This is a genomic window from Tardiphaga robiniae, assembly GCF_001618955.1.
Lineage (GTDB): Bacteria > Pseudomonadota > Alphaproteobacteria > Rhizobiales > Xanthobacteraceae > Tardiphaga > Tardiphaga robiniae_A.
In genome coordinates this window covers 1-20,647 of sequence record NZ_LVYV01000009.1, presented here as the reverse complement: position 1 = coordinate 20,647, position 20,647 = coordinate 1, and the positions used below count along the sequence as shown (strand labels likewise).

The window sequence follows — 20,647 nt, the reverse complement described above, 5'->3', positions numbered from 1 at the left end:
AAACCCATCAACGATACGCGCCGCAGTCATGGGTTTCGCTTCGCTCTACCCATCCTACGATTGTGATCAATAAACTCGCATGCCCAGTCATTCAGCTGCAAGTGGCTTAGCGGCCTCCGCCCGCATCTCGGCGCGGGTCTTCGGCTTAGCCTTAATTTTCAGGTCTTCGAAATCCTGCTTGTCCCTGACGCTGTTGCGGAAAATCTGGTCCTTGCCGGGCATATATTGTGGCGGGCAATAGGCGTCCTTTGCACCATACCAGGCCGCCGCCTTGATGGTGAAGGACGGGTCAGTCAGGTGCGGACGGCCGAGCGCGACGAGATCCGCGCGGCCGGCGGCCAGGATCGTGTTGACCTGATCCGCTGACGTGATGTTGCCGACGCACATGGTGGCGACGCGCGCCTCGTTGCGGACCTGATCCGAGAACGGCGTCTGGAACATACGGCCGTAGATCGGCCGTGACTCCTTGACGGTTTGCCCTGTCGAGATATCGGCGAGATCGACGCCAGCCTCGGCGAAGGCGCGGGCAATCTGCACCGCGTCGTCGCCGGTGTTGCCACCTTCGGCCCAATCGGTCGCCGAGAAGCGAACCGACATCGGCTTATGCGCCGGCCAGGCCGCACGCATGGCCTCGAACACTTCGAGGGGGAAGCGCAGCCGGTTCTCAAGGGAGCCACCATATTCATCGGTGCGCTTGTTGGTCAGCGGCGACAGGAAACTCGCCAGTAGATAGCCGTGCGCCGTGTGCATCTCGAGCATGTCGAAGCCACAGCGCTCGCCGCGGATCGTGGCGGCCACGAACTCTGCCTTGACGCGATCCATGGCCGCACGGTCGATCTCTGCGGGCACCTGACTATCCGGATAATACGGCAGCGGCGACGCCGACACGATGTCCCAAGCGCCATCGGCGAGCGGGCGGTCCATGCCGTCCCACATCAGCTTGGTCGCACCCTTGCGACCGGCATGGCCGAGCTGCAGACAGATCTTCGCAGCCGACGTGCTATGCACAAAATCGACGATGCGTTTCCATTGCGCTTCCTGCTCGTCGGTCCACAGACCAGCACAGCCGGGGGTGATGCGTGCGTCACGGCCGACGCAGACCATTTCGGTGAAGACGAGACCGGCGCCGCCAATGGCACGCGAGCCATAATGCACCAGATGGAAATCGTTCGGCACACCCTCTTCCGCCGAATACATGCACATCGGCGACACTACGGCGCGATTGGCAAGCACCATATCCCGCATCTTGAACGGCTGGAACATCGGCACTTCCGGCTTATCGACATCGACGTCGAAGCCCTGCGCCTGCACCTTCTGCGCAAACGACTTGTCGACTTCCTTGACGAAGTCCGGCGCGCGCAGCGTCAGGTTATCGTAGGTAATCGCCTTGGCACGGGTCATGACGCCGAAAGCGAACTGCACGGGGTCAAAGTCCCAAAAGCGATCCACGTGCTCGAACCAGACCAGCGACACGTCCGCCGAATGCTGGATCTTCTCGACCTCCTCGCGGCGACCGTGTTCATAGTCATGCAGCGCGGCCTCGACGGTCGGTGCCTTCGCCATTGCATCATACAGTGCGATGGCATCTTCCATGGCCAGCTTGGTGCCCGAACCGATAGAGAAATGCGCGGTCGCCTTGGCGTCGCCAAGCAGCACCATGTTGTCCTTGACCCAGCGCTTGTTGCGGATCATCGGAAAATTGCGCCACATCGAGCGGTTGATCAACAGCTTGTGGTCGCCAAGGAAGCCCTTGAAGATATCGTGCATGCGATCAGCGGATTCCTGCTCGCCGAGGCCTTCGAGGCCGGCGCGCTTGAAGGTCTCCGGATCGGTCTCGAAGATCCAGGTCGAGCGGCCAGCCTCATACTGATAGGCGTGCGCAATGAACGGCCCCCACTCGGTTTCCTGGAACAGGAAGGTGAAAGCATCGAGCGGCTTGGTTGAACCCATCCAGGTGAACTTGTTCGAGCGCAAATCTACTTCGGGCGCGAAGTGTTCGATATACTTGTTGCGGAAGTGGCTGTTGATGCCGTCAGCCAGCACGATCAGATCGGCATCGGCGAAACGTGCTTCGTCGGTGATATCGACTTCGAACAGCAGATGAACACCGAGTTCGCGAGCCCGGTCCTGCAGGATCATCAGCAGCGTGCGGCGCGAACAGCCGCAGAAGCCGTTGCCGCCGACGCGATGGACAGTGCCGCGGAAGTGCACGGCGATATCGTCCCAGTAAGCGAATTCCTGGGTGATGCGCTGATAGCTCGGAAGATCGTATTTCTCGAAATTATCGAGGGTGGCGTCGGAGAACACCACACCGAAGCCGAAGGTGTCGTCAGGACGGTTGCGCTCATAAACCGTGATCTCTGCCTGCGGCCGCTGCTTCTTCAGCAGGATCGCAGAATAGAGGCCCGCCGGCCCGCCACCGATAATCGCGATCTTCATGACAGCCTCCGCAGTCGTGCCTGGATGGAGATATTTTAAACCTAAAACAATTCCTGGCAAGCCTGACAAACCGGCAATTCGGCAGCTTTGATGCACATCAAATTGTCAATCGGCGCGAGGCGACCTGTTGAAACTCTGTCATGGCCGGGCCGACCCGGCCATCCATCTTACCACCCGCATTGCCGCCAAAGATGGATGCCCGGGTCAAGCCCGGGCATGACGGTGCGTGTGTCTCAATTACCCTCGAACTTCGGCTTCTGCTTGTTCGCGAAGGCGTGGAACGCGCGGGCGAAATCCTCCGTGGTCATGCACAGCGCCTGCGCCACCGCCTCGGCTTCAATCGCCTCTTCCACCGACATCGCCCATTCCATCGACAGCATGCGCTTGGTCATGGTGTTGGCATAGGTCGGCCCCTCGGAAATCTGTTTCGCCAGTGTCTGTGACTGGCTCAGCACCTCTGCAGGCGCGACGATGCGGCTGAAGAAGCCCCAGCGCTCGCCCTCCTCGGCCGTCATGAAGCGGCCGGTATAGAGCAGCTCCGACGCACGGGACTGGCCGATGATGCGCGGCAGGATTGCGCAAGCGCCCATGTCGCAGCCGGCCAGCCCCACTTTGTTGAACAGGAATCCGACCTTGGTGCCGGTCGCAGCCAGACGCATGTCGGAGGCCATCGCCATGATCGCGCCGGCACCGGCGCAGATGCCTTCCACGGCCGCCACGATCGGCTGCGGGCAGGCACGCATCGCCTTGACCAGATCGCCGGTCATGCGCGTGAAGGCCGTGAGATCCTTGGTGTTCATCTCAATCAACGGGCCAATGATTTCGAACACGTCGCCGCCCGACGAGAAGTTGCCGCCGGCGCCGGTGACGACCACGACCTTGACGTCGTCATCCATCGCACAGGCGCGGAAGAAATCGGTCAGCTCGCGGTAGCTCTGGAAGGTCAGCGGATTCTTGCGCTCGGGCCGGTTCAGCGTCACCGTCGCGATGCCATCGGCCACCACCAGCAGGAAATGCTCAGGCTTGAACTCGGCCAGCGGCAACGTGACGGGATTGGCGACCTTGTTCTTGACCATGACAGACATGTTGGCTCCCTGAAGACAGTTCGGTTCTTGTTGTTGCGGTTCGATCAGACTTCGCCGCCAGCGACGGCGATGCTCTGTCCTGTGATGGAACCGGCACCAGCGCCGCACAGCCACAGGACCGCATCGGCGACTTCGCCGGGCGTCACCAGACGCCCCTGCGGATTATGCTTGGCCAATTCGGCAACAGCTTGTTCGCGCGTGCGGCCGGTCTTGCTCATGATGTTGTCGATGCTGCCTTCGAGCAGATCGGTTTCGGTAAAGCCTGGGCAGACCGCATTCACGGTGACGCCGCTCTTGGCGACTTCCAGCGCCACCGAGCGCACGATTCCAATAACGGCGTGCTTCGCAGCGCTATAGGCGCTCACATAGCCATAGCCCTTGAGGCCAGCCGTCGAAGCAACAGCAACGATGCGGCCACTCTTGCGCTTGACCATTTCGGGTAGCACAGCCTGCGTCGCATAGACGACACCCATGAAATTGACGTCCATCATGCGCTGGAACAGCGCTGCATCGGATTTCATAAAGGGCGCGGATTCTGCGGCGCCTGCATTGGCCACGAGAATATCGATCGGCTGGCGCTTCCCAGCATCGGCGATCGCAGCATTCAGCGCGGTCTGATCGGACACATCGGCGGCAACAGCATAATGCGCGTCACCCGCCGCAACGACCTCGTTCAGCACTGCAAGATTGCGGCCCATGATGGTGACGGTCGCACCGGCCTGCACCAGGGATGCCGCAATGGCGCGGCCGATACCGCGGCCACCGCCGGTCACCAAAGCGTGGGAGGAGCGAGACAGTCCGGACATGCGTCACCTTCCGCAGGCTCTCCATGAGCCTGTCTGGATATTATTTTAGACTTCAAGCTTTTGCAAGAAACAGGCAGGCCATGCTGCTAGCGGCTACGGCGGAGCGTATCCGACGGGCTCTCGCCGTAACGGGCGCGGTAGAAGCTGGCCATCCGGCTCGGATGGGTGAAGCCGAGATCGAACGCCATATCGATGACACGCTCGCCCGGCACAGCCCGCAGCAGCCGTGCATTCAAATGCGTCAGCCGGATATCCAGCAGCGCATCGGAAATCGACATGCCGAAATGCTTCTGGAAGCCGAGCTGCAGCGAACGTATCCCGATGCCAGCTGCGCGAGCGAGCCGATCGAGATCGAGCGAATCAGTGGCATGAGCCTCAAGATAGTCCCGTGCCTTTCTCAGCACTGAAGGCAGCGGACCAAGGCGCGCGAGGGAGCGATCGATGGTGTCGGTGAGCGTATGTCGCTGACCGGTCAGCAACAGTCCAATCACGGAGTCACGCAGGGTCGCCGCCATCATTGGCGAGATCCGCTGCCCCGGCCCACGATGCTCCGCGAGATCGACGAGATATTCGATCTGGGACCGGATCGCGAGACCGAACGGCGTATTGAGATCGACCTCCGGATCAAACTCAATGACCGCTCCGGATCTCTCCGCCAGCGCCGCCGCGCGCTCCTCGACGAGCCGTCGTTCAACCAGCAGGATCAATTTTGCGCAATCGTCCTGCCAGACCATCTTTGTAGGCATTGTCGGCGAGAGCAAGGACGCGGAACGCCCTGCCGAGACCTCGATCGTCCGGCCGCCGGTACTGATCCGGGCACCGCCATGCAGCGGGATCTGCAACAGGAAGAAGCGGTCGAGACAGCCGGGGTCGATCGATACCGAACCGCCATAGGAGACGTAGTTTACCGAGAAGCCATCGAACGCCGCGCAATTGTGGAGCGCATGAAAATCCGGCCATGAGCGCTGCAAGGGATCCAGCGCATGCGGACAGAAGATGCGCCCGATCGAGTCGGCAGCCTCGTCGATATCCCTGGTGAAAACGCGAGAGAATGCCGCAAGCCTTGCGGCGCGGACCGGCTGGGCATTCCCTGATACGGCTGCGTCCAACACCATGGTCCGATCGCCTGCGTTATTTGAAGCCTAGACTATCCATGTCCCGTCACGCCGCATAGTCGGCGCCCCGCTGTAAATATTGCCGTGCTGCACAACGAATGCGCAGGCCAGCGTCTTCCAAAGATGAGTGTGCAGCGCAACGCGCCTGCGCCCCTCCCCCTACCGGTAATTATTTCGTCGTTTGGATAGCGGATTCGTTCAACGGCTAGAGACAGGCCCCGAGGTCACGCAGCATCCTTGCGGACGTGAAACCCAAGGGAGCAGGACCATGGCGGCACTTGAAAAAGGCATCACCCAGAACGGCACCGGATATGGGGGCACCACGTGGAATATTCTCGGGCAGGTCTATTTTCCAAAGGCCGTGACCGACTCCACCTTTGCCTTCGAGACCAACAGCGATCCCGGCCAGTTCGTGCCGGTGCATATCCATCCGACCCAGGAAGAATTCATCCTGGTGCAGGAAGGCGTGCTCGACCTCAAGCTGGACGGCCAGTGGGTCCGCGCCCATGCCGGCGACCTGGTCCGCCTGCCCCGCGGCATTCCGCATGGCTATTTCAACAAGTCGGACAAACCTGCCCGCGCACTGTTCTGGGTCTCGCCGACGCAGAAGCTCGAAGCCCTGTTCAAGCAACTGCACAATATGAGCGATATCGAAGCCATCGTCCGCGTCTCTGCCGAGCATGAAGTAAACTTCCTGCCGCCGGAAGCCAACGACTAGCTTCGGCGACCGGACCTAACGTCACACATCGCGGACGTTCCGCGCAGGCCAGTGCCTGCGCGCGGGAACCCGCGCGCCCGCGACCCGTCGCTGCATTCAAACAGGAGATAAGCCATGGTCAAACAGAAGAATGTTTGCGTCATCGGCGCCGGCATCGCCGGCCTTGCCGCCGCTAAATCTTTTGCTGCACGCGGTCACAAGGTAACGGTCCTGGAACGCAGCGGCGACCTCGGCGGCGTCTGGGAGCCGGCGCGCTCCTATCCAGAGGTGCAGACCCAGAGCCCCAAGGAACTCTATCGCTTCACCGACAAGCCGATGCCGGCCAGCTATCCGGAATGGCCGAAGGGGCCGCAGGTCCATGCCTATCTCACAGACTATGCACGCGATCATAATCTGATTCCGCTGATGCGTTTCAACACGACCGTCGTGAGCATGAAACGCCGCGAAGATGGCCTCCCCGGCTGGACACTTGAGACACGCGATGCTGCTGGCAACACCGCGCAGGAAACATTCGATTTCGCCGCGGTGTGTACCGGGCAATTCAACGAGCGCAAGGAATTGCATCATCCCGGCGAAGACAAGTTCAAGGCCGCCGGCGGTATCATCCTGCATTCGGCGGAGCACACGGATTCATCCATCGTCAAAGGCAAGAAGGTCGTGGTGCTCGGCGGATCGAAATCGGCCACTGATATCGCCGCGCATTCGGTCAATGCCGGCGCCAGCGCCGTTACCTTTGTCTATCGCGAGCCTGTCTGGCGCATTCCCTATTTCATCGGCGGCCTCATCAACTTCAAGCGCATCCTCTATATCCGAGCGCAGGAAGAGATGTTTCGGGGCTGGGGCCTGAGTGCGCTCTCGCGGCTCAATCACGCCATCGCCAAGCCGTTCATCTGGGCCAATTGGCGCGGGTTGGAGGCGATGTTGAAGACCCAGCTCAAGCTGAAGAAATGCGACATGGTACCTGAAGGCCGCATCGAGGACGGTATCAACTGCTCGGTGCCGATCGCCACGCCGAACTTCTTCCCGATGATTGCCGACGGACGCATCAAGGCTATCCGCGGCACCTTCGATCATTACGATGGCAAGACCATCATGATGTCAGGCGGCCAGCGCGTCGAGGCCGATGTCGCGGTTCTCGCGATCGGCTTCAAGCTCGGCGTACCGTTCCTGCCGCAGGAATATCGCGACAAGCTGATTCAGTCGGACGGGCAGTATCGGCTGTATCGCGTGATCGCCAATCCGGATCTGGCGGACATGGGTTTCGTCGGCTTCAACTCCAGCTTCTGCTCGGTACTGACGGCGGAAATGGCCGCCAACTGGCTGGTGCGCTATGCCGACGGCAAGCTGGCGAAACAGCCAACGCCTGCCGAGATGCATCAGGATATGGACAGGATACTGCACTTCAAGCGCGTTGAGCGTCCGGCGGCCGGTGTCTATGGCGGACTGTGTGTGGCGCCCTATCACTTCAAGCATTTCGACGAATTGCTCGACGACATGGGCGCCACCAGCAAACGGCGCGGCGCGCTGGTCGAGAAATTCACGCCGCCGGATGCCGACGCCTATGCCAGATTTCTCGCCTCCGCGCCGAACTACAAAGCGGACGCGACAGCCGCGTGAAATGTGAGGCGAGCCGTGATCGGCTCGCCTTTTCCGCTCAATTGGTCTGCGCGGCCTTGATGAGCTCGCGACCGATGATGACCTTCTGGACTTCGGTTGCGCCTTCATAGATGCGCAGCGCGCGAATCTCGCGATAGAGCTCCTCGACCTTGACGCCCGACTGCACGCCCATGCCGCCGAAGATTTGAACCGCGCGGTCGATCACTGTCTGTGCCGCTTCGGTCGCGAACATCTTGGCCATGGCGGCTTCGCGGGTGATGCGCGCTGCGCCTTGATCCTTGGTCCAGGCCGAGCGATAGACCAGCAGCGCCGACGCATCGATCGAGGTCGCCATCTCGGCAAGTCCAGCCTGCGTCAGTTGCAGATCGCCGAGCGTATGGCCAAACATTTTTCGCGTGACCGAGCGATGCAGTGCTTCGTCAAGCGCGCGACGCGCGAAACCCAGCGCGGCCGCACCGACGGTCGAGCGGAACACATCGAGCGTCGCCATCGCCACCTTGAAGCCCTCGCCGTCCTTGCCGATGCGGTTCGCCACGGGCACACGGCAATCCTCGAATTTCAACGTCGCCAGCGGATGCGGCGCGATCACATCGATCCGCTCCGCGATCGTGAAGCCCGGCGTGTCCGCATCGACCACAAAGGCGCTGATGCCACGCGCGCCGGATTCGCCGGTGCGCAGGAAAACGACATACTGGTCGGCAATGCCGCCATTCGAGATCCAGGTCTTGAGGCCATTGATGCGGACATGATCCGGACCATCAGGCACCGCCGTTGTCGTCATCGCAGCGACATCCGAACCCGCATCGGGCTCTGACAATGCGAAAGCTGCAATGGCTTCACCGCTGGCGACGCGCGGCAGATAGCGCGACTTCAATGCTTCCGAACCGAACAGGCTGATCGGCCCGGTGCCAAGTCCCTGCATCGCGAAGGCGAAGTCGGCAAGACCAGTCTCATAGGCCAGTGTCTCGCGAATCAGACATAGCGAGCGCACGTCGAATGTCGGATACATTCCGCCATGGCTTGCCGGCACCGCCGCGCGCAACCATCCGCCGTCACCCAGCGCCTTCACCAGACGCTTGCAGGAACCATCGACGTCATGGTGATCGACCAGACCGGGCAGCGTCGTTTTGGCCCAGCGCGACAGACTCGTGGCCAGCTCGCGGTGATGGTCCTCGAAAAACGGCCAGGACAAAAATGACTGATCGGACATGGCTTCCTCCCTCGATGCATCGGCAATCGACATTGTTTTAAACCTAAAGAAGTTTCGGACAAGGGCGATGGCCGAACATCACAACATCGCCAAGCGGCAGGCGCAGGATCCATCACCCGGAGACCCAACCTCTAACAACGACGTGCCTCCGGATGAGGCAATCCACAACCCTTTAAGTCTAAAACTATCGCTTTTCATATATCTCGGACATGCTAGGATCACCTTGTCCGACAGCACAGGAGGCCTATGCATGCCAAATTCTGCAGCCCTGACGACGAAGGACGGCCGCTTCGGCTTTGAAGCCAAAGGCGATTCCGCAGCAACGCCACTGGTGTTTTTGCACGGGATCGGTGGCGCCGGCCGCGGCTGGCGTAACCAGATCGAGGCGTTCGGCGACCGCTACTACGCCATCGGCTGGGACTCGCCGGGCTATGGCGGTTCGAAGCAACTTGAGACGCCCAGCATCCCGGCCTTCGCCGAAGCCCTGAAGGATTTCCTCGCGCAGATTGGAGCCAGGAAACCGGTGCTGGTCGGCCACTCCATCGGCGGCATGATCGTGCAGCGGCTAATGGTGGACTATCCCGATCTCGCCGGCGCCATCGTGCTGGCGCAGACCACCTCGGCCTTTGGCAGCTCCGACGGCGAATGGCAGAAGAATTTCATCGACGCCCGGCTTGGCCCGCTCGACCGTGGCGAGACCATGGTGTCGATGGCGCCGAAGCTGGTGGCAGGCCTGATCGGCGACAATCCGGATCCTGCCGGCCTTGAACTCGCACGCGACTGCATGGCGTCTGTGAAGCCCGACACCTACCGCGCCTCGATGAAGGCGATGATCGGCTTCGATCTGCGCAAGAACATCGCGAACATCAAAATACAGACTTTAGTCCTATCCGGTTCGAAAGACAACAACGCGCCGGCAAAGACGATGGCAAAGATGGCGGGCCTCGTGCCCGGGTCGACCTATGTCGAACTCGAGGGCGTCGGCCATCTCGCCAGTTTCGAACGTCCGCACGAATTCAACGAAGTACTCGCCGACTTCCTCAAAACCAGCCACAACCTTTCGGGGTCATCATCATGAACAAGCCTGCCAGCAAGCCCGACCTCGACAGCATCGTTCTCGACAAGCCGATGTTCGATCCGAAGGCCTATCGCCTCGATGAAGAACAGGCCGGGCTGATCACCAAGGCGCGCGAACTGGCCCAGGCCAATTTCGCCGGCCGCGCAGCGAAGTGGGATACCGAGGCCACCTTCCCGCTGGAGAACTACAAGGACCTGCACAAGGCGGGTCTGCTGGGCATCTCGATCCCGAAAGCCAACGGCGGGTCGGGCGCCGGCTATCAGACCTATTCGCTCGCTGCTGCCGAAATCGGCCGCTATTGCGGCGCCACCGCGCTGACCTGGAACATGCATGTGTGCTCGACGCTGTGGTCCGGCCCGCTGGCCGACGACCTCGACATGGATGACCAGATGCGCGCTGAACAGCACCGCCGCCGCGCCATCCACTACAAGCGCATCGTCGAAGACGGCGCGATCTATTCGCAGCCGTTCTCGGAAGGCGGCGCAGCGGCCGCAGGCGGCGTTGCATTCGGCACCGAAGCCAGGCCCGTCAAAGGTGGCTGGATCGTCAATGGCAAGAAGATCTTCGCGTCGCTGTCGGGCTTCGCCGATTACTACGGCGTGCTCTGCACCGAGGTCGCTGAGGGCGAGAAGGCTTCGCGCCGCAACACGCTGTATCTGGCGATTTCCGCCAAGTCCGAAGGCGTCTCCGTCGTCGGCGACTGGGATCCGCTCGGCATGCGCGGCACCGTTTCGCGTACGCTGATCTTCAAGGACGTCTTTGTGCCGGAAGATGCAGCGCTGATGCCGCGCGGCGTCTACTTCCAGGCCGCGATGCGCTGGCCGCACATGTTCCTGACGCTGTCGCCGACTTATGTTGGTCTCGCGCAGGCATCGTATGATTTCACCGTGAAGTATCTCCGCGGCGAAATCCCGGGCATGCCGCCAGTCAAGCGCCGGATGTATCCGACCAAGCAGATCGCCGTGGCGCAGATGCAGATCAAGCTCGAGCAGCTCAAGTCGACCTGGTTCCAGGCCGTGACCGAGGCCTGCGCCAATCCGTCGAAGGAGCAGGTGCTGCGCGCCTACGCCGCCCAATACACCGCAATGGAAGGCGCCAACGAACTGGCGGCACTGGCAATCCGCACCTGCGGCGGTCAGGCCATGCTGAAAACGCTGCCGCTGGAGCGCATCTATCGCGACAGCCGCTGCGGCGCGCTGATGCTGCCCTGGACGGCCGAACTCTGCCTCGACCGCATCGGCCGCGAAGCACTCTACGAGGCCGGTGAGAAAGACGAGTAATCGTGGATCTCTCCAGCCTCATCGCACGCAATGCCGCGTTCACGCCGGACAAGCCCGCGATTCATTTCGAGGGGGCGACGCTCAGCTATGCCGCGTTCAATACGCGGATCGAGGCGACCGCGAAGGCACTGAAGGCGGAATGCGGCGTTGGTCGCGGCGATCGCGTCGCGATCCTGAGCATGAACCGGCCCGACTATCTGGTTCTGCTCTATGCCTGCGCCAGGCTCGGCGCGATCATGGTGCCGTTGAACTGGCGGCTCGCAGTCGCCGAGCAATTGTTCATCCTCTCCGACGCCTCCGTGAAGGTGCTGGTGCTGGAAGAAGGCTTTGTGGCGATCCTTCCGTCGCTTGCGAAAGAGCTGCCGGACACCCGCGTGGTCGCGCTCGACTTCACACCTGATGCGCCCGGCCAGACCTTCGATACCCTGCTGTCGTGCGCCTCCGGCGACGGCCGCAATCCACATACCGACCTCTCCTGCCCGCTGCTGATCGTCTATACGTCGGGCACCACAGGCCGCCCCAAAGGCGCCGTGCTGCGTCAGGAAGCGCTGCTGTGGAACGGCGTGATGAGCCAGCACATGCATGGCCTCACGTCGAACGATCATGTGCTGACCGTGTTGCCGTTCTTCCACGTGGGCGGCCTGAACATCCAGACCACGCCGGCCCTGCATCACGGCGCCACCGTGACAATCCATGCGCGCTTCACGCCCGACTCCACGCTGGAAGCGATCACGCGGGAGCGACCCACCCTGACCGTTTGGGTACCCGCGATCATTCAGGCGATGAGCGAGCATCCCGGCTGGGCTGCGACCGACGTGTCCTGCCTCAAGGCCGTGTCCACCGGCTCCAGCATTGTGCCACCGCATCTGATCGAGCGCCTGACGGCGCGCGGCATTCCCGTGCTGCAGGTCTATGGCTCGACCGAGACTTGCCCGATCTCGGTCTATACGCGGCTCGGCGGTGATCTCGCGCGCGCGGGATCGACGGGTTTGCCCGGCCTGTGCTGCGAAGCCATGATCATCGACGACAACGGCAATGAACTTCCCGCCAAGGCGACCGGTGAGATCGCCGTGCGCGGCCCCAACGTGTTCTACGAATACTGGGGCAACGAAGCGGCAACGCGGGAGGCGCTGCATGACGGCTGGTATCGCACCGGCGATATCGGCACCCGAGACGATGACGGCTACTTCTGGGTCCACGACCGCAAGAAGAACATGATCATTTCCGGCGGCGAGAACGTCTATCCCGCCGAAGTCGAACGCGTGTTGCTCGAGCATCCCGATGTCGCCGATTGCGGCGTCGTCGGCGTTCCCGATCCCAAATGGCAGGAAGTGCCCGTCGCCTATGTGCTGCTGCGGCCGAACTGCAGCGTGAGCGCCGAAGCGTTGAAGGCGCATGTCCTGACGCAGCTCGCGCGCTACAAGCAGCCGCGCGACATCGTGTTCGTCACAGACCTGCCGCGCACCGCGCTCGGCAAGGTGCAGCATTTCAAACTGAAGCAGGTTCAGGCGGCAACGCCGAGCGACGGAGAGACCAATTGAAGATCGCAGTATTGGGTGGCGGCAACGGTTCGTTCGCGGCCGCGGGTGATTTCGCACTGCAGGGCCATGACGTCCGCCTGTGGCGGCGCGATGCCGAGGCTGTCGCTGAACACAACAAGGCTGGCTCACGCATCAAGGTCAAGAATGCGCAGGGCACGCACAATACGCAATTGACGCTGGTAACGGCGGACATTACGGAAGCGATCAAGGACGTCGAGTTGATCCTCTGCCCGGCGCCCGCCTTTGCGCAGCCCGATATCGCCAAGCGGATCGCGCCGCATCTTGCGGACGGCCAGGTCGTCTATCTGCCGCCGGCCACCTTCGGCTCGATGATTTTTGCCAAGGCTGCGCATGACGCCGGCAACACTGCCAAGGTCGCCTTCGCCGAGACCGGCACGCTGCCCTGGCTGGCGCGCAAGCATGGCCCGTTTGAGGTCGCGATCACCATCCGCGCCAAGCGGCTACCGACCGGCGTGTTCCCGCTGTCGATGTCCGACTATGCCTGCAAGGTGATCGACAAGGCCTTCCCCGGCGTCATCGAACCGTGCGGCGATGCGCTGTCGGGCGCACTGATGAATGCCGGGCCGATCATCCATCCGCCGCTGATCGTGATGAATGCCGGCCCGCTTGAGCATTTCCCGACATGGGACATCCACAAGGAAGGCACGCAGCCCGCGATCCGCCGCGTCACCGACCAGCTCGACGCCGAGCGCATCGCGATCCGCGAGGCCTTCGGCTACAATGGCGCGCATTTCCCGCTGGCAGATCACTACGCCAAGGAAGGCGAAGAGTGGATGTATGGCCGCGGCTCGCATGATCGCCTCACCGACAGCGGCGACTGGCGCGAGCACATCGTGCTCACCGAGCATCGCTACATGCGCGAGGATCTGCGCACCGGCCTGTCGTTTTTCCTGTCCTGCGCTCAGCTCGCCGGCGTCGAGACCCCGCTGGTCAAGGCGTTCCTCGCCATTGGCGGCGCGATCTGCGGAGAGAACTTCCTGCAAGGTGGCCGCACGCTCGAGAGCCTCGGCTTCGGCAAGCTGGATCGCGACGGCTTGCTGAAGCTGCTGCGCGAAGGCTTTGCCGCATGAGCGCCCGTCCCGCCATCGCCTGTCTCGGCGCAGGTCGCATGGGCCGCGGCATTGCTGTTGCTTTTGCCTATGCAGGGCACAATGTCGCCATCGTTGATTTCAAGGCGCGCGAGGCCGACAAGTTCAAGGCGCTGGAAGCCGAAGCACTTGGCGAGATCCGCAAGACCTTCGCCAGCATGGCGCGCTTCGGCCTGCTCACCGAGGCCGACATCGAGACGCTGGTGTCGCGCGTCAGCGTCGTGCCGGAAGCAGGCGCCGGCGCCGCGCTGAGCAGCTCGGCGATTATTTTCGAGGGCGTGCCTGAGGTGCTCGACCAGAAGTGCGATGCGCTGGCACGTGCATCGAAGCTTGCCGGCCCCTCGCCGATCATCGCTTCGACTACATCGACCATTCTCGTCGACGACATCTCCGGCGCCGTCGAGCATCCAGAGCGTTTTCTCAACGCGCATTGGCTCAACCCGGCCTATCTCGTGCCGCTGGTCGAGATCTCGCCCGGTGCCAAGACCGATCCGGCAATCACCGCGCGGGTGAAGGAGATGCTCGAAGGCATCGGCAAGGTGCCGGTGGTTTGCGCCGCGACGCCCGGCTATATCGTACCGCGTATCCAGGCGATGGCCATGAACGAAGCCGCGCGCATGGTCGAGGAAGGCGTTGCGAGCCCCGAGGATATCGACAAGGCGATCAAGTACGGTTTTGGATTCCGCTTCGCAGTGCTGGGCCTGCTCGAATTCGTCGATTGGGGCGGCGGCGATATTCTGTACTACGCCAGCAAGTATCTGACCGGCGCGTTGAACAACGATCGCTATGCATCGCCGGAGATCGTCGGCCGCAACATGGCCGAGGGCAAGATCGGCCTGAAGACCGGCGAAGGCTTTCTCAATTACGAGGGGCTCGATGTCGATGCCTATCGCGAGGGTCGGCTATCGGCGTTTGTGGATTTGCTGAAGCACTTCCAGTTGCAGAAGCCGCCGGTGCTTTGAGGCACCGCGCTCTACTCTCTCGTCATGCCCGGGCTTGACCCGGGCAGCCATCTTTGCCGCAAATGCCGAAGACAGTTGGATGGCCGGGTCAAGCCCGGCCATGACGAGTTTTAGTTATAAAGGCTAGCGAGTAATAGCGGCAGAGCTGCCTCTATACTTCATACTTCCGGGAAGCCCCTCAGCAGATAGCTGCGCAGCCAGTGCAGCAGGCTGTTCAGGATCAGGCCGAGCATCGAGATCATGATCAGCGGCACAAACATGTCCACGGTCTGGAACGTGCGCGCGGCCTGCACCAGCATGTGACCGAGGCCGTCGGTCGAGGTGATCATCTCGGCGAGGAACACCACGATGCAGGAGATCACGAGGCCGATGCGGCAGCCGGTGAGGATCGACGGCATCGCGGCCGGCAGCACGACCTTGAACAGGATCTGCCAGCGCGGCGTGCCCGCCGCCATGGCCGACCAGATCAGCTTCTGCTCAACCATCGACGCGCCGTAATAGGTCGACAGCAGGATCGGAAACAGCGCGTCGGCAGTCACCAGCGTGATCTTGGACGCGTGATCGAAGCCGAGGATCAGCAACAGCGCGGGATAGAGCGCGATCTTCGGGATCGGCGCCAGCACCCGCACCAGCGGCTTGACCACGGCATTGACCGCCGGGCTCACCGCCGCCGCAAGGCCAATGAACACGCCGACGACCACGGCGATGCCGAAGCCGGCGAACAGCCGGATCAGCGTCGCGGCGATGTCGTGCAGAAAGTCGCCGTTGAAGAAGTCCTTCGCGAGCTTTCCAAACACCGCGCCCGGCGGCGGCAACAAGCTCGTCGGTGCGAAGCCGAAGGAGATCAGCGACTGCCACAGCGCGATGAACAGCACGATCGGCGTGATGCCCAGCAGAACCGAATTGATGCGTTCCTGGTTCATGTTGCGCTCACGTAAAGCTGAGAGGCATGTCGTCGCGCGGCTGCGACCAGCGTACCAGCGACAGGCGAAGCTTCTCGAACGCCGCATCGAACACGATGCCCATGGCGCCGATGATCAGGATCATCGCAAACACCGTATCGTATTGCGCCATGTCGAGCGAGTTGAACAGGATGTTGCCGGCACCGGACTGGCGCGCGATCATCTCCGAGGTGATCATCGTGATCAATGCCAGCACCAGACCGGTGCGGCAGCCGGTGAGAATTTCAGGCAGCGCTGCGGGCAGCACGATGCGGAGCATGCGCATTGGCGCCGACATGCCCATCGCCGCCCCCGACCACAGCATCTTTTCTTCGACGGCCTTGGAGCCCTGGAAGGCATGATAGATGATCGGCAGGCTGACGCCGAGGAAGATGACGAGGATCTTGGAGACGTCGCCAACGCCCATCCACAGCATGATGATGGGCATCAGCGCTGCTTTTGGCACCGGATAGATGATCATCATCAGCGGATTGAAGAACGACGCCACGGCCTTGATGCGCCCCATCAGCAGACCGAGCGGGATTGAAAACATCACCGCGAGCACGAGGCCGATAGCCATACGACGGATGGAGTCGAGGATGTTCAGCAACGATCCCTTGTCCCCGAGAATCGATGGAATGGCCTTGATCGCCTCCAGCGCGGTCGGAAAGCTTTCGGTATCGAGCCGCAACGACGCAACCTGCCAGACACACAGCAAGCCGATGCAGGCGAACAGCGGCGACAATGTCTTCAGCACGCCGCGCGCAGTCATCACAGATCGTCCTTGCCGCCGTCGTCGATCATCTTCTCGATATCGACGATGTATTTCTGGAAACGCGCATCGAGCAAGAGATCGGCGCGCTTGCGCGGCCGCGGCAGATCGATATCGACGATCTCCTTGATCGAGCCCGGTGATCGCGACATCACGATCACCTTGTCGGACAGATAGACCGCTTCCTCGACCGAATGCGTGACGAACAGCACGGTCTTGCGCTGGCGATCCCAGATGTCGAGCAGGTCGTTCTGCAGCCGTGTGCGGGTATGCGCATCAAGTGCGCCGAATGGCTCGTCCATCAGCAGCACGGCGGGATCATAGGCCAGCGTGCGCGCGATGGCGACGCGCTGCTTCATGCCGCCGGAGAGTTCTTTCGGATAGAAATTCTCGTAGCCCTTGAGGCCGACCATTTCCAGGAGCTTGCGGCCGCGCGCTTCCGCTTCAGCCTTCTTCACGCCCTGCTGGCGCAGGCCATACATGACATTGCCGAGCACGTTCTTCCACGGAAACAGCGCGAATTCCTGAAACACCGGACCGCGATCGGGACCCGGTCCCGTGATCGCCTTGCCCTTCACCTTGGCAACGCCATCGGTGGGCTGCACGAAGCCACCGACGATATAGAGCAAGGTCGACTTGCCGCAGCCCGACGGGCCGAGGATCGAGACGAAGGCGCCGTCTTCGATGGTGAGGTTGATATCCGACAGCGCCAGATGGCTTTGCTTGCCGGAGGTCTGGAAGCGCTGCGAGACGTGCTCGATCTCGATCATGGCTGAAGCGGGTTTGCGGCCGGACAGAGGGTCCGACTCGGCGTGAGCGTCCGAACGTAGCGACACCACCTGCATTCCCGGTCCTTCATTTGCCATGCACGCATTGCAATCACGACGGCCCGACTGTGTCCATCATGCTGACGGACGCAGCCTAGCCGGAAACTGCAATTACTTTAAGCTTCAAATTTATGCGGGCAACGCCTTTTTGCTAGTCAGCGCCTGCTGCGAACAGGTCAGCTTCCCGCAGCAGGGCTTTCGGCGCTTTGGTGCGTCTAGTCGCGGAAATACGGCTCCACAGGCCCCGACAGCTTGATCAGCAGCGGATTGCCGTACCGGTCCTTTGCCGCCCCGGCGGGCACCTTCACCCAGCCTTCGCTGACGCAATATTCTTCGACATTGGTCTTCTCGGCGCCCTTGAAGCGAATGCCGACATCGCGCTGCAGCACTTCGGCATTGTAGAACGGGCTTCGCGGATCGGTGGACAGGCGATCGGGCAGATCGGCTGATGCATTGGTGTTATCGGTCATAGCAGCGCCTCGATTTTCTCTCGCAGTGATTCAGGTTTGGTGGTCGGCGCAAAACGCTCGACGACCCGTCCGGAACGGTCGATCAGGAATTTGGTGAAATTCCATTTGATTCCCGAACCCAGCAATCCGGACTTTTCAGATTTCAGGTAATTATACAATGGATGGGCGTCAGCGCCATTCACGTCGATCTTCTCAAACAGTGGGAAGGTGACGTGATAATTGGTCTCGCAGAAGCTCTCGATCGCTTTCGCATCGCCGGGCTCCTGCGCGCCGAACTGATTGCAGGGAAAGCCCAGCACCGAAAATCCGCGCGGCGCTAAATCCTGCTGCAGTTTTTCCAGCCCGGCATATTGGGGCGTGAACCCGCAGGCGCTGGCGGTATTGACGATCAGCAGCACCTTTCCTTCAAACTGCTTCAGCGCGACCGGTTCACCGGACAGCGCATACGCAGAGAAATCGGAGATGCCAGTCATCGAACTAATCCCTTCTCAGGCCGTCACGGGGTCGCAAGGCATCGGCGGGGTACCGCCGGCCTCGATGGCTTCGCCGGCCAGCAGACACAGGTCCTCGCGGTAGCGGCCGGCGACGACCTGCACGCCGGTCGGCGCACGGCCGACAAGGCCCGTGGCAACGCTCAGCGCCGGCAGGCCCATGAAGGGAATGCCGATCTGCGGCATCTGCGCGGCCCAGACGCGATCGAACGATTCCTGGCCCTGCATATCCAGATGATCCGGGAATGGCAGTTCGCCGGACATCGGCATCAACACCACGCTGTAGATCTGCAGGAACATCTCCCAGTCGCGCACGAAGGTCGAACGTCGCACCAGCGGGCGTGACAGGCCGCCCTTGTCGAAATCGACGAGCTTGTCCTTCTGGCCGCGCAGGCAGACCAGCGCCGCGGGATCGCCCTCGCGCTCGGCGGCATCGAGCATGCCCTGATAGCCATCGCCGAACCAGATCTGCGTCTGCAGCGCGGCGGCCTCGCGCAGCGCCGGCGTGTTCTCGACTTCCTCGACAATCCACCCTGCCCGCTCCAGTCGCTTGCCGGCATCGCGCACGGCAGCTTCCACATCGGCGGTGATGGCGAGACCATCGGGCCGCAGGCACATGGCGGCGCGCTTCGCGCGTGGCGGGCCTTCAAGCGGTGCCGGCACCCACCAGGGATCGCGTGCATCGGGCTGCGACATCGCGGCGAGGCCGAGGCGCACATCGTTGATGGTGCGCGCCAGAGGACCGGACACCGCGGTGATCTGGCCGGAGATGATGCGCTCGGGCAGCGCCTGATTATAGGCGGCGATGCGACCGACGGTCGGACGCAGACCGTGCACGCCGCAGGCATAGGCAGGATAGCGAATCGAGCCCGCGATATCGGTGCCATGGGCGATGTGTCCGATACCGGCCGCAACCGCGCTGCCCGCGCCGCCGGATGAACCGCCCGGCGTCAGCGAGGGATCGCGCGGGTTCTTGGTATCGCCATAGAGCTGATTGGTGGTGAACCAGCGATAGGAAAATGCCGGGCAATTGGTGCGGCCGATGATGACGGCGCCGGCCTTCAGCAGATTGTCGATCACCGGGCTGTTGGTCGTCGCGATGATCTCGTTCTGGATCTTCACGCCGTTCGAGGTGGGATAGGTCGCGTAATCGATATTCACCTTGACCGTGATCGGCACGCCACCGAGCGGACCGACATCCTCTCCACCAGCGATGGCGGCATCGACCGCATCCGCCCGTGCCAGCGCCTCTTCGGGGCGATGGTCGACCACCGCGTTGATGGACGGGTTCACTGCATCGAGCCGCGCGAGGCCAGCCACCGTCGCCTCCCTGGCGGACACCTTGCGGTCGCGAATGAGTGCGGAGAGGTCAGTTGCCGACAGGCGCCAGAGATCGTTCATGCAGTGCTCCATTGCTTGTCGCTTGTTAACGCAGGCGGCCGGAGATTGCCAATCAGGCACGATTTCGCAGTCTCGCGGCGCCGAAGCGTCCGAGCTATGAGCATTCCTTCCCACCCTCAATCAAGAGGGCGTGCGGAACGCCGGGTGCCCGATGCACCCTTGGGCCTGATGCTGATGCGGTCTTCCGCAAGGATAATGCATCAGGACTTTCGGAAGCACGAGCGATTGCCCGGCGTTCCGCATGCGGTGTTTTTTCGGTTGCTTGCACTTGCCTCAGCGAACGATCCGATCACCGAATTAAAGTCCCAAGGCGATGGGAAGGGAGCCTCAAGCGACTGGGCCGAACGCGTTTTGACTTGGTCGTCCGTCACACTGTCCAGAGGGTCTTTCCATCCGAAGGCCGGCCGTCTCCTTGCCAGTGGCAGTGCTGGCGCAGATCCGTCCTGCCCGAAGACAGACGTCACCCCCCAAACCGCGCGACGCCGCATCTCCGGCGTCCACCGCATCCCACCCCGCGAACGTGACGATCGCGATCGCCCCTCTCGGTGGGGCAGGACGACGGGGAATATAAACCTGATGGGGATGTTGTCAAGGAGAATAGGAAAAAATGTTTGGGCCGCCCACGCTGTCATTCCGGGGCGCGGCCGGCACTTGCCGGACGCGAACCCGGCGACTGTCTTGTGTGTCAATGAGGCTGGGTCTCTCCGTCATAGTGTTTGTTGGCTTTGACGAGCGCGTTGGCGGTGATGAGGAGCTTTCGGGCAACGGCGATGAGTGCGACCTTG

At 62.0% G+C, this 20,647-nt stretch carries 18 protein-coding genes; 7 read left to right on the top strand and 11 right to left on the bottom strand.

From position 1 onward, the window contains the following. Positions 1–87: 87 nt before the first annotated feature. The 4 genes from A4A58_RS11800 to A4A58_RS11785 form a co-directional block, all read right to left on the bottom strand. On the bottom strand, positions 88–2,439 hold the full coding sequence (locus A4A58_RS11800; protein ID WP_068732159.1) for a bifunctional salicylyl-CoA 5-hydroxylase/oxidoreductase: 2,352 nt from the start codon (positions 2,437–2,439) through the stop codon (positions 88–90). A 233-nt stretch (positions 2,440–2,672) separates the two neighbouring features. Further along, positions 2,673–3,515: an enoyl-CoA hydratase family protein gene (locus A4A58_RS11795; protein ID WP_068732157.1), complete on the bottom strand. Its 843-nt coding sequence runs from the start codon at positions 3,513–3,515 to the stop codon at positions 2,673–2,675. A 53-nt stretch (positions 3,516–3,568) separates the two neighbouring features. Beyond that, positions 3,569–4,330 carry an SDR family NAD(P)-dependent oxidoreductase gene (locus A4A58_RS11790; protein ID WP_068732155.1) on the bottom strand — a complete coding sequence of 254 codons (762 nt, stop codon included), beginning with the start codon at positions 4,328–4,330 and terminating at the stop codon, positions 3,569–3,571. An 86-nt stretch (positions 4,331–4,416) separates the two neighbouring features. Then, positions 4,417–5,445: an AraC family transcriptional regulator gene (locus A4A58_RS11785; protein ID WP_068732154.1), complete on the bottom strand. Its 1,029-nt coding sequence runs from the start codon at positions 5,443–5,445 to the stop codon at positions 4,417–4,419. 268 nt (positions 5,446–5,713) lie between these two features. On the opposite strand from A4A58_RS11785, the gene A4A58_RS11780 reads away from it, so the two are divergent. After that, positions 5,714–6,163: a cupin domain-containing protein gene (locus A4A58_RS11780; RefSeq protein WP_068732152.1), complete on the top strand. Its 450-nt coding sequence runs from the start codon at positions 5,714–5,716 to the stop codon at positions 6,161–6,163. A 114-nt stretch (positions 6,164–6,277) separates the two neighbouring features. Then, positions 6,278–7,780, top strand: a complete 1,503-nt coding sequence (locus A4A58_RS11775) for a flavin-containing monooxygenase (protein WP_068732150.1) — start codon at positions 6,278–6,280, stop codon at positions 7,778–7,780. Between the two features lie 37 nt (positions 7,781–7,817). Here A4A58_RS11775 and A4A58_RS11770 read toward each other — a convergent pair whose 3' ends face one another. After that, positions 7,818–8,990, bottom strand: coding sequence for an acyl-CoA dehydrogenase family protein (locus A4A58_RS11770; protein ID WP_068732337.1), 1,173 nt, complete (start codon positions 8,988–8,990; stop codon positions 7,818–7,820). Positions 8,991–9,240: 250 nt separating this feature from the next. On the opposite strand from A4A58_RS11770, the gene A4A58_RS11765 reads away from it, so the two are divergent. From A4A58_RS11765 to A4A58_RS11745, 5 genes are read left to right on the top strand one after another with little or no spacing between them, the layout of a single operon-like run. Next, entirely contained in the window at positions 9,241–10,068 is an 828-nt protein-coding gene (locus tag A4A58_RS11765) for an alpha/beta fold hydrolase (protein ID WP_068732148.1), read from the top strand. Next, entirely contained in the window at positions 10,065–11,348 is a 1,284-nt protein-coding gene (locus A4A58_RS11760; protein ID WP_244499743.1) for an acyl-CoA dehydrogenase family protein, read from the top strand. Before A4A58_RS11765 ends, A4A58_RS11760 begins: the two co-directional genes overlap by 4 nt. Positions 11,349–11,350: 2 nt before the next feature. Next, positions 11,351–12,889, top strand: coding sequence for a class I adenylate-forming enzyme family protein (locus A4A58_RS11755; RefSeq protein ID WP_068732146.1), 1,539 nt, complete (start codon positions 11,351–11,353; stop codon positions 12,887–12,889). Further along, the gene (locus A4A58_RS11750; RefSeq protein WP_068732144.1) at positions 12,886–13,980 is read left to right on the top strand and encodes an NAD/NADP-dependent octopine/nopaline dehydrogenase family protein; all 1,095 of its coding nucleotides are present in this window, start codon (positions 12,886–12,888) and stop codon (positions 13,978–13,980) included. The genes A4A58_RS11755 and A4A58_RS11750 overlap by 4 nt, the downstream gene beginning before the upstream one ends. Further along, entirely contained in the window at positions 13,977–14,960 is a 984-nt protein-coding gene (locus tag A4A58_RS11745; RefSeq protein WP_068732142.1) for a 3-hydroxybutyryl-CoA dehydrogenase, read from the top strand. Before A4A58_RS11750 ends, A4A58_RS11745 begins: the two co-directional genes overlap by 4 nt. Before the next feature lie 158 nt (positions 14,961–15,118). Here A4A58_RS11745 and A4A58_RS11740 read toward each other — a convergent pair whose 3' ends face one another. From A4A58_RS11740 to A4A58_RS11715, 6 genes are all read right to left on the bottom strand, one after another. Next, positions 15,119–15,883, bottom strand: coding sequence for an ABC transporter permease (locus A4A58_RS11740; RefSeq protein ID WP_068732140.1), 765 nt, complete (start codon positions 15,881–15,883; stop codon positions 15,119–15,121). Positions 15,884–15,890: 7 nt separating this feature from the next. After that, on the bottom strand, positions 15,891–16,673 hold the full coding sequence (locus A4A58_RS11735) for an ABC transporter permease (RefSeq protein ID WP_068732138.1): 783 nt from the start codon (positions 16,671–16,673) through the stop codon (positions 15,891–15,893). Beyond that, positions 16,673–17,518, bottom strand: coding sequence for an ABC transporter ATP-binding protein (locus A4A58_RS11730; RefSeq protein WP_068732136.1), 846 nt, complete (start codon positions 17,516–17,518; stop codon positions 16,673–16,675). The genes A4A58_RS11735 and A4A58_RS11730 overlap by 1 nt, the downstream gene beginning before the upstream one ends. A gap of 197 nt (positions 17,519–17,715) precedes the next feature. Beyond that, complete coding sequence (locus A4A58_RS11725) at positions 17,716–17,970, bottom strand: DUF3297 family protein (RefSeq protein WP_068732134.1); 255 nt, start codon at positions 17,968–17,970, stop codon at positions 17,716–17,718. Next, positions 17,967–18,443 (bottom strand): glutathione peroxidase, encoded by a 477-nt coding sequence (locus tag A4A58_RS11720; protein WP_068732131.1) that lies wholly within the window; start codon positions 18,441–18,443, stop codon positions 17,967–17,969. Before A4A58_RS11720 ends, A4A58_RS11725 begins: the two co-directional genes overlap by 4 nt. A 15-nt stretch (positions 18,444–18,458) precedes the next feature. Beyond that, a complete protein-coding gene (locus A4A58_RS11715) occupies positions 18,459–19,862 on the bottom strand; it encodes an amidase family protein (RefSeq protein WP_068732333.1) in 1,404 nt (467 codons plus the stop codon). Between the last annotated feature and the right edge of the window lie 785 nt (positions 19,863–20,647).

What these genes read in the sequence shown, in the direction of transcription:
- A4A58_RS11800 (WP_068732159.1), bottom strand. Translation starts at nt 2,439, where the DNA reads ATGAAGATCGCGATTATCGGTGGCGGGCCGGCGGGCCTCTATTCTGCG.
- A4A58_RS11795 (WP_068732157.1), bottom strand. Translation starts at nt 3,515, where the DNA reads ATGGTCAAGAACAAGGTCGCCAATCCCGTCACGTTGCCGCTGGCCGAG.
- A4A58_RS11790 (WP_068732155.1), bottom strand. Translation starts at nt 4,330, where the DNA reads ATGTCCGGACTGTCTCGCTCCTCCCACGCTTTGGTGACCGGCGGTGGC.
- A4A58_RS11785 (WP_068732154.1), bottom strand. Translation starts at nt 5,445, where the DNA reads ATGGTGTTGGACGCAGCCGTATCAGGGAATGCCCAGCCGGTCCGCGCC.
- A4A58_RS11780 (WP_068732152.1), top strand. Translation starts at nt 5,714, where the DNA reads ATGGCGGCACTTGAAAAAGGCATCACCCAGAACGGCACCGGATATGGG.
- A4A58_RS11775 (WP_068732150.1), top strand. Translation starts at nt 6,278, where the DNA reads ATGGTCAAACAGAAGAATGTTTGCGTCATCGGCGCCGGCATCGCCGGC.
- A4A58_RS11770 (WP_068732337.1), bottom strand. Translation starts at nt 8,990, where the DNA reads ATGTCCGATCAGTCATTTTTGTCCTGGCCGTTTTTCGAGGACCATCAC.
- A4A58_RS11765 (WP_068732148.1), top strand. Translation starts at nt 9,241, where the DNA reads ATGCCAAATTCTGCAGCCCTGACGACGAAGGACGGCCGCTTCGGCTTT.
- A4A58_RS11760 (WP_244499743.1), top strand. Translation starts at nt 10,065, where the DNA reads ATGAACAAGCCTGCCAGCAAGCCCGACCTCGACAGCATCGTTCTCGAC.
- A4A58_RS11745 (WP_068732142.1), top strand. Translation starts at nt 13,977, where the DNA reads ATGAGCGCCCGTCCCGCCATCGCCTGTCTCGGCGCAGGTCGCATGGGC.
- A4A58_RS11740 (WP_068732140.1), bottom strand. Translation starts at nt 15,883, where the DNA reads ATGAACCAGGAACGCATCAATTCGGTTCTGCTGGGCATCACGCCGATC.
- A4A58_RS11735 (WP_068732138.1), bottom strand. Translation starts at nt 16,673, where the DNA reads ATGACTGCGCGCGGCGTGCTGAAGACATTGTCGCCGCTGTTCGCCTGC.
- A4A58_RS11730 (WP_068732136.1), bottom strand. Translation starts at nt 17,518, where the DNA reads ATGCAGGTGGTGTCGCTACGTTCGGACGCTCACGCCGAGTCGGACCCT.
- A4A58_RS11725 (WP_068732134.1), bottom strand. Translation starts at nt 17,970, where the DNA reads ATGACCGATAACACCAATGCATCAGCCGATCTGCCCGATCGCCTGTCC.
- A4A58_RS11720 (WP_068732131.1), bottom strand. Translation starts at nt 18,443, where the DNA reads ATGACTGGCATCTCCGATTTCTCTGCGTATGCGCTGTCCGGTGAACCG.
- A4A58_RS11715 (WP_068732333.1), bottom strand. Translation starts at nt 19,862, where the DNA reads ATGAACGATCTCTGGCGCCTGTCGGCAACTGACCTCTCCGCACTCATT.